We start from the raw sequence: 12,250 nt of genomic DNA on the forward strand, positions 1-12,250 counted from the left end.
GGCGGCGTACGGGGGTCGGCGCGAAGCCCTGGAGGGCGGCGGGAGTGCGGGTCATGAGGGCTGGACGGGGCGCTGCGGCGCTGGCGCTGGCGGCGGTGGTGCTGACGGCCTCGGCGTGCGGGGCGTCCGCCCCCGGCACGAGCGCGGACGCCAGGGCCGGGGCCGCCGGCCGGGCGGGCGGCGCGGGCACGGCGGCGCCGGACCCGCAGGGCCGTCCGCTGGCCCTGGTCTACCGGGGCCCGGCGGCCTGCGAGGGCTGTCCGGAGGCGGCGCACGACCTGCTGGAGCAGGACGGCTTCGCGGTGCGCTACATCGGGCCCGAGGAGGAGACCCGGTTCGGGCCGGACGCGCTGTCCGGCGTCGCGCTGTACGTGCAGCCGGGCGGCACCAACGGGCAGGAGGTGTCCACCGCGTGGCGTCTGATGCGGCGCGACCAGGGCTTCTCCCCCGAGCTGGTGCGCGCGTACGTGCGCGGTGGCGGGCACTACCTGGGGCTGTGCATGGGCGGCTACCTGGCGGGCCGCGACCCGGGCTACGGCCTGTTGCCGGGCGACTCGGGCCAGTACATCAGCTCCCCGGGCGCCACCGTCACCGACGAGCAGGACCACCTGGTCGACGTCTCCTGGCGCGGGCGGCCGCAGCGGATGTACTTCCAGGACGGCCCGTACTTCGACGTGAACGGCCCGGACGCGGACGTGCTGGCCCGCTACACCAACGACCGGGCGGCGGTCGTGGTCGTCCCCTACGGCGCGGGGCGGGTGGCGGTCAGCGGCCCGCACCCGGAGGCGCCGTCGGACTGGTACCGCGACTACGACCTGCCGGACGAGTCGAAGACCGGCCTGGGCCTGGGCGGGGACCTGCTGCACACCCTGATGGGCACCGCCCCGAGGCCCTGAGGGCCCGACGCCCTGACACCCCGGTCCCGCCCCGGGCCCGCACTAGTGCACTCCGGGCGCCGCCCGCCTGGGCAAAGCCCCCCACGACCGCCCCGCACGGCCCGGAGGCACCCTCGAACCGCCCTAGTGCACTAGTGCATCAATTCCAAATAACCGCAGGACAAGGCTTGTTGAGCCCATGCGTACTGCGTACGGTTATGGGCATGGAGAACACCGACATCCTCATCTCCGGCGCCGGCGTCGCCGGCCCCGCCCTCGCCTACTGGCTGCGCCGCCACGGCTTCCGCCCCACCGTCGTCGAGCGCGCCCCCGCCCCGCGCCCCGGCGGACAGGCCGTCGACCTGCGCGGCGCCGGACGCACCGTCATCGAGCGGATGGGCCTGATGGAGCGGGCCCGCGCGCTGTGCGTGGAGCAGCGCGGCATCGCCCTGGTCGACACCCGCGGCCGGCACGCCGCCCGGATGCCCGTCGAGCTGTTCGAGGGCGAGGGCATCGTCTCCGAGCTGGAGATCCTGCGCGGCGACCTCGCCGACCTGCTCCGGGAGGCCACCGACGGCGTCGAGTACCGCTACGACGACAGCGTCACCGCCCTCGACCAGGACGCCACCGGCGTCACCGTCCGCTTCGAGAACTCCCCCGCCCGCCGCTTCGGCCTGGTCATCGGGGCCGACGGCCTGCACTCCGCGGTGCGCCGGCTGGCCTTCGGCCCCGAGCAGGACCACTACCGCCCGCTCGGCGGCTACCACTCCTGGTTCACCGTCCACGACCCGGCGCTGGCCCGCGACCTGGACAGCTGGTTCCTGATGTACAACGCCCCCGGCGGACTGGTCGCCGCCGCCCGGCCCGGCCGGCTGCCCGGCGAGGTCAAGGCCTCGCTCGGCTTCCGCTCCGCCCCGCTCGACCTCGACCGCCGCGACGACGCCGCCCTGCGCCGCCTGCTGGCCGCGCGCTTCGCCGGCGCCGGCTGGCAGGTCGAGCGGCTGCTCGCCGGCCTGGCCACCGCCGACGACTTCGCCTTCGACTCCTACGGCCAGATCCACCTGGAGCGCTACAGCCGCGGCCGCATCGCCCTGCTCGGCGACGCCGGCTACAGCCCCAGCCCGCTCACCGGCCTGGGCACCAGCCTCGCCCTGGTCGGCGCCTACCTGCTGGCCGGTGAACTCGCCGCCGCCGCGGGCGACTTCCGCACCGCCTACGCCCGCTACGAGGAGCTGATGCGCCCCTACGTGACCCGCGCCCAGGAGCTGCCGCCCGGCGGCGTCCAGGGCTACGCCCCCGACAGCGCCCTGATGATCCGCCTGCGCGCCGCCTCGATGCGGTGGATGGGCCGCTGGCCGCTGCGCCCCGTCCTGGCCGCCCAGTTCGCCAAGGCCGGCGACATCGTCCTGCCCGACTACCCGCTGCCCGCCCACGCCTGAAGCCGGTCCGGCACCCCCGGCTTGCACCTGACGCGGCGCGAGGAGGAATGCTCGTGCCATGCCCACCGACGAACAGACCTGGAAGGTCGGCCCGCTCGCCGAGGCGAGCGGACTGACCGTACGCACCCTCCACCACTGGGACCGGATCGGGCTGCTCAGCCCCTCCCGGCGCACCGCCTGCGGCCACCGCGCGTACACCGAGCCGGACGTCGTGCGGCTCTACCAGATCCTCGCCCTGCGCCGCCTGGGCCTGGGCCTGGAGACCATCGCCACCTGCCTGGACGCCGGCGTCGACCCCCGGCGCCTGGTGCGCGAGCACCTCGCCGCCACCGAGGCCTCCCTCACCGCCCTGCGCGCCCTGCACGAGCGCCTGACCCACCTGCACGGCGAACTCGACGCCGAACGCGAGCCCGGCGCCGCCGAGCTGCTGCGCCTGGTCCAGGCCGTCGGCGCCACCGGACCCGCCGCCGACGAGGCCCTGCGCCGCCACCTCGACGACGACCAGCTGCACGCCCTCGCCGACCACGCCGCCGCGCTGGGCCCGGCCGCCCACTACCTGCTGGAGGTCGAATGGCCCCAGCTCTACCGCCGCGCCGAAGCCCTGCGCGGCGAGGGCGCCGACCCCGCCGACCCCCGGGTGCGCCGCATCGTCCAGCGCCTGGACGAACTCTCCCGGCTCTTCAGCGGCGGCGACACCGCCCTGTCGGCCGCCGTGCGCACCGCCTGGCGCGAGGACCCGGCCGCCCTCTCCGGCGACCCGGCCGCCCCCGCCGACGCCTGGGCCGACCTGCGCGCCTTCCTCGACCGGGCCCGGCGGGGCGCGTCATGATGCCCCGTCACGCCCGGCTGCGCATAGCCCTGTTGAGCGACCTGCCGGTCCTGGCGGTGGCCGTCCTGGCACTGTTCCCGCCGGCCCTGGCCGGTGTGCTGCCCTGGTCGGTGCCGTCGGCCGTGCTGCTGGCCCAGGGGGTGCGGGCCTGGCGGGTCTTCCACCGCCTGGGCCGTACCCGGAGCGGGAGTTGACGGCTACCTGGTGCGCGGCTGGTTGAAGCGCAGCATGTTGCCCGCCGGGTCGCGGAAGGCGCAGTCGCGCACGCCGTAGGGCTGGTCCATCGGTTCCTGGAGGACTTCGGCGCCGGCGGCGCGGATGCGTTCGAAGGTGGCGTCGCAGTCGTCGGTGCGGAAGATGACGCCACGCAGCAGGCCCTTGGCCAGGAGTTCGGCGGCGGCCCGGCGGTCGTCCTCCGAGGCGTGCGGGTCGGCCAGCGGGGGTTCCAGGACGATCTCGACCCCGGGCTGGTCGGGCGAGCCGACGGTGACCCACCGCATCCCCTCGAAGCCGACGTCGTTGCGGACCTCGAAGCCGAGCACGTCGCGGTAGAAGGCGAGCGCCTTGTCGTGGTCGTCGACGGCGATGAAACACTGGGCGAGTTCGATGCTCATGCCCGTCAAACTAGCGCTCCGGTCGGGCCGGAGCCTCATGTGCGGCGGACCGGGCGGGTGCGGATCTTGGCGACGCAGGCGGGGATCGGCTCGCCGTCGGCGTGGTCGCGGGAGCGGTAGGCGCTGGGGCTCTCGCCGACGAGTTCGGTGAAGCGGGTGCTGAAGGAGCCCAGCGAGGTGCAGCCCACGGCCATGCACACGTCGGTGACGCTGAGGTCCCCGCGGCGCAGCAGGGCCTTGGCCCGTTCGATGCGGCGGGTCATGAGGTAGCTGTACGGGGTCTCGCCGTAGGCGGTGCGGAAGCTGCGGGAGAAGTGGCCGGGGGACATCAGCGCGGTGGCGGCCAGCGCGGGGACGTCCAGCGGCTGGTCGTACTCGCGGTCCATCCGGTCGCGGGCCCGGCGCAGCAGGACGAGGTCGGCGAGGGGCACTCGGGCGGGCATACGGCCACGGTACCGAGTCGCACTGACGGACCTCTCCCGCCGGGCAGGGCACCGGCGCCCGCCCACGGCCCCCGGCCCGGTCCGCGGCCCCCGGCTGCGGCCCCGAACAGGGGCGATCTAGGGTGGGCGGCATGATCTCCTCTCCGATATCCGGCCCGGTCTCCGACCCGGTCTCCGACCCCGACGAGGCCCTGCGGGTGCTGCTGGAGGGCAATGCCCGTTTCGTCGCGGGCACTCCCGAGCACCCCAACCAGGACGCCGGGCGCCGCGCGGCGCTGGCGCCGGTTCAGAAGCCGTTCGCGGTGCTGTTCGGCTGTTCGGATTCCCGGCTGGCCGCCGAGATCATCTTCGACCGGGGCCTGGGTGACCTGTTCGTGGTGCGCACCGCCGGGCACGTGACCGGTGCGGAGGCGCTGGGCAGTGTCGAGTACGGGGTGGCGGTGCTGGACTGTCCGCTGGTGGTGGTGCTGGGGCACGACTCCTGCGGTGCGGTGGCGGCGGCCCTGGACTCGCTGGAGCAGGGCAGGCTGCCGGGCGGGTTCGTGCGGGACGTGGTGGAGCGGGTGACGCCGAGCGTGCTGTCGGCGAAGGCGGCGGGCATCGAGGACCCGGACGCGATCGTGGACGAGCACATCCGCCAGACCGTGGACCTGCTGCTGGAGCGTTCCCAGCTGCTGGCCGGCCGGGTGGCCGAGGGGCGGGTCGCGGTGGTGGGCCTGTCGTACCGGCTGACCGACGGCCAGGCCCGTACGGTCGCCGTCCGCGGTCTGGGCTGACCCCGGCCGGTACGGGAACGCCGTGTCCGATCCCCGCCAGCGCGGGTGTGCGGGCGGGGGCAGAGTCGGTGGCCGGTCACGGATCGTCCGGTCCGGGCCACCGACTCACCTGGAATTCGAGGACGGCTCTTCCCGTGCACAAGGTCACTGATCTCAAGGTCCTGTACTTCGGCACCCCGGTGGTGCTGATCGGCTCGCGCAACGAGGACGGCGGCGCCAATCTGACGCCGATGTCCTCGGCCTGGTGGCTGGGCCAGACGTGTGTGCTGGGCCTGGGCAACACCTCGCAGACCGCGATCAACCTGCGGCGCGAGGGCGAGTGCGTGCTCAACCTGCCCAGTGCGGCGCAGGTCGACGCGGTGGACGCGCTGGCGCTGCTGACCGCCAATCCGCGGATCACGCAGTCCCGGCGGGCGCAGGGCTACCGGCACGAGCGGGACAAGTTCGCCGCCGCCGGGATGACGGAGCTGCCCGGGGAGCTGGTGCGGGCGCCGCGGGCGGCCGAGTGCCCGGTGCAGCTGGAGTGCCGGTTGGAGGAGGCCCGGCCGCTGGCGGGCAACGAGGGGTGCACCGCCTTCGAGGTCACCGTGGTGCGCGCCCACGTGGACGAGCGGCTGCTCGTGCCGGGCACCGACCACTACGTGGACCCGGTCGGCTGGGACCCGCTGATCATGAAGTTCTGCGAGTTCTTCGGCGAGGGCCGGCGGCTGACCCCCTCACGGCTGGCCGAGGGCTGGCGGATGCCCGGCCGGCTGCCGGCCGCGGTCTGAGCACAACGCCGGAGGATGCGCGTCAGGGCGCGACGTTCTCCCCGCAGGAGTCGCACACCCGGGTGGCGGGCAGTTCGAGGAAGCAGTTCGGGCAGATCGCCGGCGGGCGCGGGGCCGTCGCAGTGGCGGCGGCGGTGCCGGTGGCGGCGGCGGCCTTCTTGCGGGTGACCGCGGTCTTCAGCCGCGGGGCCAGGGCCGGGATGCCGCCGTCGGCGGGCAGGTCGGCTCCGAAGTGCCGGTAGCAGGCCAGCCGGGCGGCGGCGGCGTGCTGCTCGCGGTCCATCTCGTCGAGGATCGGCGGCTGCCCGGCCACCGCCAGGACGTCCTGGTAGCCGGCGCCGACCATGCCGTCGGTGGCGTGCACGACCAGGGCGGTCAGCGGCGGGTCGCCGCGGCGGTGGGCCTCGCGCACCACCAGGGCGAGGACCTTGCCGATCCAGTGCCGCTGGTTGATGCTGGTGCGCACCCCGGAGGCCTGCTGGACGGCCTCGGCCAGGTCGGCGTAGGTGATCACCGCGTGGTAGCGGCGGGCCACGTCCACCAGGGCGGGGTAGGCCGCCCTGGTCCACACGATGTGCGCCTGGCTGACGGCGACGGGCGTGCCGTCCGAGTCCCGCCAGTAGCCGCGCTGCTGCTGCGTCATCCGTCCGCCCCTTGTCCGTTCCGCCTGTCGGCCCCCGCCGGGAGCGAGGCTACCCCGCGCGGGTGTCCGCTTTCCTGCCGGGGGCTTTCCCGCCGGCTTCCCGCCGGCTCCCTTCCGGGCCTTTGCCGGCAGGGCCTTTCCGGCCGGGCTTGACTTCAAGTGCTGTTGAAGTCGTGGAATGGGGGCCGACCGCAGCCGTACGGGCAGTCCGCGGTCGATGCCCCGCCCGTACGGGAACGGACCGGGGCCGGGGCCGCCGTCATCCGATCGTGCCGTCGGCGGCCCCGGCCCCCGTCATGGCCGGATCGTCGGCCCCCGGCGACCGTGGCCCGGGCCCGGGGGCCCGGGTCAGGCCGTTTCGGCGAGGGTGTGGGCGACCAGGGCGTTGGCGTGGCCGTGGCCCAGGCCGTGCTCGGTCTTGAGCCAGGCGACGAGTTCCATGTGCCTGGTGAGCGGGGAGGCGCGGACGAGGTCCTTCCACTCCTCGATCGGGCGGCCGTGCTTCTTCTCGATCGACGGGAAGTAGCTCGCGGGGCCCTTGACGGCGTTCTTCCCGGCCCCGGCGGTGGCCGCGGCGACTGCGGTGGCTGCGGTAGCGGTGGCGGTGGCCTTCACATGTGCCGTGGTCATGTCCGGTGTCCTCCCAAGTACGGGCAAAGCAGAAGCGGTGCGTTCACGGGTAGGACCGTGACCGCACCGCTTCCTCATCGCCCGATAAGTGTGATCTACATCACGGCAGCTCGCCGCCGTCCCCGGGCCGCGCGGCGCCCGGCCGGCGGGGTGGCGTCGGCGTTCCAGGCGGCGACGGGGTTGCCGAGCCAGCGGGTGGCGCCGGGGACGTTCTCGCCCCGCATCACCAGGGAGGCCGGGCCGACCGTGGCGGCGTCGCCGAGGGAGGAGTTGAGCAGCACGATCGAGTGCGGCCCGGTGGTGGAGCCGGCACCCAGGTGGACGGGGCCCAGCCGCATCACCCGGTCGTGGAACAGGTGGGTCTGCAGCACGGTGCCGCGGTTGACGCTGGCGCCCGCCCCGACGGTGACCAGGTCGCTCTCCGGCAGCCAGTGGGTCTCGCACCACACGCCGCGCCCGATCTTCGCGCCGAGGCTGCGCAGCCACAGGTTCAGGTACGGGGTGCCGGTCATGGCGCCGCCGCCGAAGGGCATGGCGAGTTCCTCGACGAAGGTGTCGTAGAGCTCGTTGCGCCAGACGAAGGAGGACCACAGGGGGTGCTCGGAGACCCGGAAGCGCCCGACCAGCAGCCACTTGGCGAGGGTGGTGACCGCGCAGGCCACCACCGCGGCGGCCACCAGCACCGGGCCGGCCGCCCCGACGGCGGTGCCCAGCCCGTAGTCGTTGCGGACGGCCTGCAGGGCGGCGAAGACCAGGTCGGCCATGACGGCGGCGATGACGACCGGCAGCAGTCGGCAGACCTCGACGCCGGCGCGCGCCCACATCAGGCGCTTGGGCGGGTCGTAGGTGCGGGCCTCGCCGCCGGTGTCGGCCACCCGCGGCAGGGCGAAGGCGGGCCGGCCCAGCCACGAGGAGCCCTCGGGGGCCTGGGCGGGGGTGTCGGAGAGCACGCCGACCAGGGAGTTGTCGGGCAGCGAGCGGCCGGGGCCGACGATGCCGGAGTTGCCGACGAAGGAGCGGCGTCCGACGTGGGCGCGGCCCAGGTGCAGGCGGCCGGCGCGCAGCTCGTAGGGGGCGACGAGGGTGTCGTCGGCGAGGAAGGCGCCGTCGTCGACCCGCATCAGGCCGGGCAGGGCGAGCACCGTGGAGGCCTCCACCCTGCTGCCGATCCTGGCGCCGAGCAGGCGCAGCCACACCGGGGTGAAGAGGCTGGCGTAGAAGGGGAACAGGGTGCGCCGGGCGCTGTCGCCGAGGTGGGAGACGCCCCAGGCGCAGAACGCGACCTTGCCGGTGGCCGGGTGGAAGCCCGGGCGCAGCGGGAGCGAGAGGAGCCGGATCAGCAGGGCTATCAGCGCGGCGTGGCAGACGACGGTGAGGATGGCCAGCGGGACGGTCATCGGCAGCAGCTGGAGCAGCACCGCGGCCAGGGTGCGTTGGTTGTCGACCATCGGGTAGACCATGAACATCGCCGGCAGGGCGGCGATGACGGGCAGCAGGCCGAAGACCGCGAAGCCGACGCCGTAGGCGAGGTTCCAGATCCGGGAGGCCCTGACGGGGCCGGTCGGCCAGGGGGTGCGGGCCTCGGTGGAGGGGCGGGCCGGGGAGCCGTGCCAGTGCTCGCCGGGCGGGACGGTGCCGGTGACGCAGGAGCCGGGGGCGATCTCGGCGCCGGCGCCGACGCGGGCGCCGGGCATCAGGGTGGCGCGGTGGCCGATGCTGGCGCCCTCGCCGATGTCGATGTGGCCGAGCTGGAGGGTGTCGCCGTCGAGCCACCAGCCGACGATGTCGGCCTCGGGTTCGAGGCTGGCGCCGTTGCCGATCCGGGCCAGGCCGGTGACGGGGGGCGCGGTGTGCAGCTGGACGTTCCTGCCGACGCGGCAGCCCAGCATCCGGGCGTAGCGCGGGGCCCAGGGGGTGCCGGAGAGGTTGCCGGTGCCGAACATGGCGGTGTAGCGCTCGGCGGCCCACAGCCGCAGGTGGACCTGGCCGCCGCGGGGGTGGCTGCCGGGGCGCATGCCGGCGGTGAGCAGGCGGGCGCCGGCGGCGGCGAGCAGGGTGCGGCCGGGGGCGCTGTAGAAGAGGACGGCGCCGGCCGCCACGGGCCACCAGGAGCTGTGCGGGGCCCAGGGGACGTTGCCGCCCATGAGGTTGTCGACGGCGATCAGGACGACCACCCAGCGCAGTCCGGACAGGCCGAACATGGCGAGCAGCATCAGGCTCTGCCAGAAGCCGGCGCCGCGCGGGGTGGGTCGCACCGGCCGTGCGGGCGCGGCGGTCGCGGCGGCTTCCGGCCCTGCCGCGGCCGCCGCGGCCCGGGGGGCCGGGGCGAGGGAGTCGAGGTAGCCGGCGAGGTCGCCGAGCACCGGATGGGCGTAGAGGTCGGCGACGGAGACGCCGCTGTGGCGGGTGCGCAGTTCGGAGACCAGGCGGGCGGCGGTGAGGCTGGAGCCGCCGAGGGCGAAGAAGTCGTCGCCGCGGCCGGGGGCCATGCCGAGCAGGCGCTCCCACTGGCCGGCGAGCCAGCCGGCGGTGCCGTCCAGGGTCTCGGCGGGGCGCTCGGAGCTGCCGGTGGTGGCCAGCGGCCAGGGCAGGGCGGCGCGGTCGACCTTGCCGGAGGTCTTGGTGGGCAGGGAGTCGACCAGGGCGAGGACGGGCACCAGGGGTGCGGGCAGGCGCTCCAGCAGTCGCTGGCGGGCGTCGGCGAGGTCGGGGGCGGCGCCGGGCCGGGCGACGAGGTAGCCGACCAGGAGGTCGGCGCCGGCCGGGGTCTTGCGCACGGCGGCCGCGGCGGCGCGGATGCCGGGCAGGGCCTGGAGGGCGGCGTCGATCTCGCCGAGTTCGATGCGCCGGCCGCCGAGTTTGATCTGGTCGTCGGCGCGGCCGAGGAAGACCAGTCCCTCGGGGTCGTTGCGGACCAGGTCGCCGCTGCGGTAGACGCGGGGGGAGGCGATCGCGGGGTGGGGGCTGTACTTCTCGGCGTCCTTGGCGGGGTCGAGGTAGCGGGCGGTGCCGATGCCGCTGATCAGCAGTTCGCCGTTCTCGTACCAGGGCACGGGGTGGCCGGCCTGGTCGACGACGGCGATCTCCCAGCCGTCCAGGGGTGCGCCGATGCGCACCGGCTGGCCGGGCAGCATCCGGGCGGCGGTGGCCACCACGGTGGTCTCGGTGGGGCCGTAGGTGTTCCAGAACTCGCGGCCGGGCACGGCCAGGCGCTCGACGAGTTCGGCCGGGCAGGCCTCGCCGCCGACGATGATCAGGCGGACCTGGTCCAGGCACTCCTGGGGCCACAGGGCGAGCAGGGTGGGGACGGTGGAGATCGCGGTGATCCGGCGTTGGACGAGCCAGGGGCCGAGGTCGGTGCCGGCCTTGACCAGGGAGCGGGGGGCGGGCACCAGGCAGGCGCCGTGGCGCCAGGCCAGCCACATCTCCTCGCAGGAGGCGTCGAAGGCCACCGACAGGCCCGCCAGGACGCGGTCGCCGGGGCCCAGCGGGTGGGAGCGCAGGAAGATGCGGGCCTCGGCGTCGACGAAGGCGGCGGCGCTGCGGTGGGTGACGGCCACGCCCTTGGGGCGGCCGGTGGTGCCGGAGGTGAAGATGATCCAGGCGTCGTCGGCCGGGGTGGGCCAGGCCGGGCGGCCCGAGGGGCGGGCGGCGGGGCCGGCGGCCAGCCGGTGGCCGGCGCCGATGATCGCGCAGACCTGGGCGTCCTGCCAGATCATCTCGGCGCGCTCGTCGGGGTCGTCGGCGTCCACGGGCACGTAGGCGGCGCCGCAGCGCAGCACGGCGAGGATGGCGACGTACAGGTCGGCGGTGCCGGAGGGGATGCGTACGCCCACCCGGTCGCCGGTGCCGATGCCGTGGCCGGCCAGCCCGCCGGCCAGGGCGTCGACCTGCTGCAGCAGGGTCCGGTAGTCGAGCACCGTCTCACCGGTGTCCAGGGCCGGCGCGTGGGGGTACGCGTCGGCCGTGGCGGCGATGACGTCGAGGAGGCTTCGCGGGTGGGCTGGCTGGGCCACCGGCCAGCCCGCGGCCTGCCCCGGGTCGGGTCGGTGCAGCGTGCCTGGGCCAGCCGTGTCGTGGCGTGCGTCCATGGGGATGGGTTCCTTGGCTCCGTTTGTCCTGAGAGGCGCGTGTCACGTCGCTACGTGCGGTGACGCCGTTGTCACGTGGTGGGAACGCGCCCACTCACCATGACTCCACGGGGCGTCCGCTGGATGCAGCGAAGGCGCGGTCAAAGAGAATTCTCATCATTGATGACAATCGGCCTAATCATCATGCGAATCGAATGTCGATTCGGGTATTTCTACGTGTTTTCGCTGGTGAAGGCTAATCGGCGAAAACCGGAGGGGCGTGACGGCTGAGGGAAGAGTGATGAACACCATGGCGTCCGGAACGGTACCGGTAGTGAGGGGTTGGCTACCGAATCGGTGGGTTTTGGTCGGATGCTCGTCCTGTCCACGTCAGTCTCGGTTGTGTGTGAGACTCTCCAGCCGCCGTCCAACAAACGGACGTTTCCTGTGAAGACGGTGTGGGCCGCGGCGCCCGCTTGCGGACCGCACGGCGGGAACCCGCTCCTCTGGTACGCGGCGTACGGGTCCAACCTGCACGCTGCCCGCTTCGCCTGCTACCTGTACGGCGGCCGTCCGGACGGCGCGGCCCTCGGCTGCCCGGGCTGCCGCGACCGCCGCCCACCCCGGCGAACGGCCGCCCTCACCCTGCCCGGAACCCTGTACTTCGCCGGAGACTCCCCCACCTGGGGCGGCGCGACGGCCTACTACGACCCGGCCGGCCGCGGGCCGGTGCCCTGCCGCGGCTACCTGCTCACCCCCGGCCAGTTCAGCGACATCGCCGCCCAGGAGATGCGCCGCGCCCCGGGCACCGACCTCGACCTCACCCGGGTCCTGGCCACCGGCCGCGACCGGGTCGGCCCCGGCCGCTACGTGACCCTGCTGCGCGTCGGAGCACTCGGGGGGCGCCCGGTGCTCACCTTCACCTCCCCCGCCGGCCTGGCCGGCACCGAGCCCACCGCCCCCACCGCCGCCTACCTGCGCACCCTGGGCGCCGGCCTGGCCGAGGCCCACGGCTGGGGGCCCTGGCGCGCCGCCGGCTACCTCGCCACCCGCCCGGGGGCGGCCGGGCACTGGGAGGTGGGGGCGGTGGCGGCGCTGCTGGGGTGAGCAGGGGCGGGGGCCGAGCCGAGGGCCGGTTGACGGCAGGTCGGCGCGCGGTCG

At 74.9% G+C, this 12,250-nt stretch carries 11 protein-coding genes and 1 pseudogene; 7 read left to right on the forward strand and 5 right to left on the reverse strand.

Annotation, left to right across the window (positions count from 1 at the left end; translation table 11 throughout):
* Nucleotides 1–53 precede the first annotated feature (53 nt).
* The 4 genes from ACZ7BZ_RS27065 to ACZ7BZ_RS27080 all read left to right on the forward strand — a co-directional run bounded on the left by ACZ7BZ_RS27065 (nucleotide 54) and on the right by ACZ7BZ_RS27080 (nucleotide 3,337).
* Nucleotides 54–896 (forward strand): BPL-N domain-containing protein, encoded by an 843-nt coding sequence (locus ACZ7BZ_RS27065; protein WP_470360589.1) that lies wholly within the window; start codon nucleotides 54–56, stop codon nucleotides 894–896.
* Nucleotides 897–1,099: 203 nt separating this feature from the next.
* A complete protein-coding gene (locus tag ACZ7BZ_RS27070; RefSeq protein WP_470360590.1) occupies nucleotides 1,100–2,314 on the forward strand; it encodes an FAD-dependent monooxygenase in 1,215 nt (404 codons plus the stop codon).
* A 58-nt stretch (nucleotides 2,315–2,372) separates the two neighbouring features.
* A complete protein-coding gene (locus ACZ7BZ_RS27075) occupies nucleotides 2,373–3,143 on the forward strand; it encodes a MerR family transcriptional regulator (protein WP_470360591.1) in 771 nt (256 codons plus the stop codon).
* Nucleotides 3,140–3,337, forward strand: a complete 198-nt coding sequence (locus tag ACZ7BZ_RS27080) for a hypothetical protein (protein ID WP_470360592.1) — start codon at nucleotides 3,140–3,142, stop codon at nucleotides 3,335–3,337. The genes ACZ7BZ_RS27075 and ACZ7BZ_RS27080 overlap by 4 nt, the downstream gene beginning before the upstream one ends.
* A gap of 3 nt (nucleotides 3,338–3,340) precedes the next feature.
* Here the strand turns inward: ACZ7BZ_RS27080 and ACZ7BZ_RS27085 are convergent, their stop codons facing one another.
* Nucleotides 3,341–3,757: a VOC family protein gene (locus tag ACZ7BZ_RS27085; RefSeq protein ID WP_470360593.1), complete on the reverse strand. Its 417-nt coding sequence runs from the start codon at nucleotides 3,755–3,757 to the stop codon at nucleotides 3,341–3,343.
* A 35-nt stretch (nucleotides 3,758–3,792) separates the two neighbouring features.
* The gene (locus ACZ7BZ_RS27090) at nucleotides 3,793–4,200 is read right to left on the reverse strand and encodes a helix-turn-helix transcriptional regulator (RefSeq protein ID WP_470360594.1); all 408 of its coding nucleotides are present in this window, start codon (nucleotides 4,198–4,200) and stop codon (nucleotides 3,793–3,795) included.
* 131 nt (nucleotides 4,201–4,331) lie between these two features.
* Between ACZ7BZ_RS27090 and ACZ7BZ_RS27095 the strand changes: the two genes are divergently transcribed.
* Together ACZ7BZ_RS27095 and ACZ7BZ_RS27100 are read left to right on the forward strand one after the other, a co-directional pair.
* Complete coding sequence (locus tag ACZ7BZ_RS27095) at nucleotides 4,332–4,976, forward strand: carbonic anhydrase (protein ID WP_470360595.1); 645 nt, start codon at nucleotides 4,332–4,334, stop codon at nucleotides 4,974–4,976.
* Between the two features lie 134 nt (nucleotides 4,977–5,110).
* Nucleotides 5,111–5,746, forward strand: coding sequence for a flavin reductase family protein (locus ACZ7BZ_RS27100; RefSeq protein ID WP_380454092.1), 636 nt, complete (start codon nucleotides 5,111–5,113; stop codon nucleotides 5,744–5,746).
* Between the two features lie 22 nt (nucleotides 5,747–5,768).
* On the opposite strand, the gene ACZ7BZ_RS27105 is transcribed toward ACZ7BZ_RS27100, so the two are convergent.
* The 3 genes and pseudogenes from ACZ7BZ_RS27105 to ACZ7BZ_RS27115 all read right to left on the reverse strand — a co-directional run bounded on the left by ACZ7BZ_RS27105 (nucleotide 5,769) and on the right by ACZ7BZ_RS27115 (nucleotide 11,110).
* Nucleotides 5,769–6,389 (reverse strand): hypothetical protein, encoded by a 621-nt coding sequence (locus ACZ7BZ_RS27105; RefSeq protein ID WP_470360596.1) that lies wholly within the window; start codon nucleotides 6,387–6,389, stop codon nucleotides 5,769–5,771.
* A gap of 348 nt (nucleotides 6,390–6,737) precedes the next feature.
* Nucleotides 6,738–6,938, reverse strand: a pseudogene (locus ACZ7BZ_RS27110) (DUF4287 domain-containing protein); the annotation flags it as partial.
* A 176-nt stretch (nucleotides 6,939–7,114) separates the two neighbouring features.
* The gene (locus ACZ7BZ_RS27115; RefSeq protein ID WP_470360597.1) at nucleotides 7,115–11,110 is read right to left on the reverse strand and encodes a Pls/PosA family non-ribosomal peptide synthetase; all 3,996 of its coding nucleotides are present in this window, start codon (nucleotides 11,108–11,110) and stop codon (nucleotides 7,115–7,117) included.
* Between the two features lie 426 nt (nucleotides 11,111–11,536).
* Between ACZ7BZ_RS27115 and ACZ7BZ_RS27120 the strand changes: the two genes are divergently transcribed.
* Nucleotides 11,537–12,196 carry a histone deacetylase gene (locus ACZ7BZ_RS27120; RefSeq protein ID WP_470360598.1) on the forward strand — a complete coding sequence of 220 codons (660 nt, stop codon included), beginning with the start codon at nucleotides 11,537–11,539 and terminating at the stop codon, nucleotides 12,194–12,196.
* The last annotated feature ends 54 nt before the right edge of the window (nucleotides 12,197–12,250 follow it).

It is taken from the genome of Kitasatospora sp. NPDC036934 (genome assembly GCF_055608425.1).

Excerpts from the sequence above, each read along its gene's own strand:
- ACZ7BZ_RS27090 (WP_470360594.1), bottom strand. The coding sequence starts at position 4,200 with ATGCCCGCCCGAGTGCCCCTCGCCGACCTCGTCCTGCTGCGCCGGGCC.
- ACZ7BZ_RS27080 (WP_470360592.1), top strand. The coding sequence starts at position 3,140 with ATGATGCCCCGTCACGCCCGGCTGCGCATAGCCCTGTTGAGCGACCTG.
- ACZ7BZ_RS27070 (WP_470360590.1), top strand. The coding sequence starts at position 1,100 with ATGGAGAACACCGACATCCTCATCTCCGGCGCCGGCGTCGCCGGCCCC.
- ACZ7BZ_RS27085 (WP_470360593.1), bottom strand. The coding sequence starts at position 3,757 with ATGAGCATCGAACTCGCCCAGTGTTTCATCGCCGTCGACGACCACGAC.
- ACZ7BZ_RS27105 (WP_470360596.1), bottom strand. The coding sequence starts at position 6,389 with ATGACGCAGCAGCAGCGCGGCTACTGGCGGGACTCGGACGGCACGCCC.
- ACZ7BZ_RS27115 (WP_470360597.1), bottom strand. The coding sequence starts at position 11,110 with ATGGACGCACGCCACGACACGGCTGGCCCAGGCACGCTGCACCGACCC.
- ACZ7BZ_RS27075 (WP_470360591.1), top strand. The coding sequence starts at position 2,373 with ATGCCCACCGACGAACAGACCTGGAAGGTCGGCCCGCTCGCCGAGGCG.
- ACZ7BZ_RS27065 (WP_470360589.1), top strand. The coding sequence starts at position 54 with ATGAGGGCTGGACGGGGCGCTGCGGCGCTGGCGCTGGCGGCGGTGGTG.
- ACZ7BZ_RS27095 (WP_470360595.1), top strand. The coding sequence starts at position 4,332 with ATGATCTCCTCTCCGATATCCGGCCCGGTCTCCGACCCGGTCTCCGAC.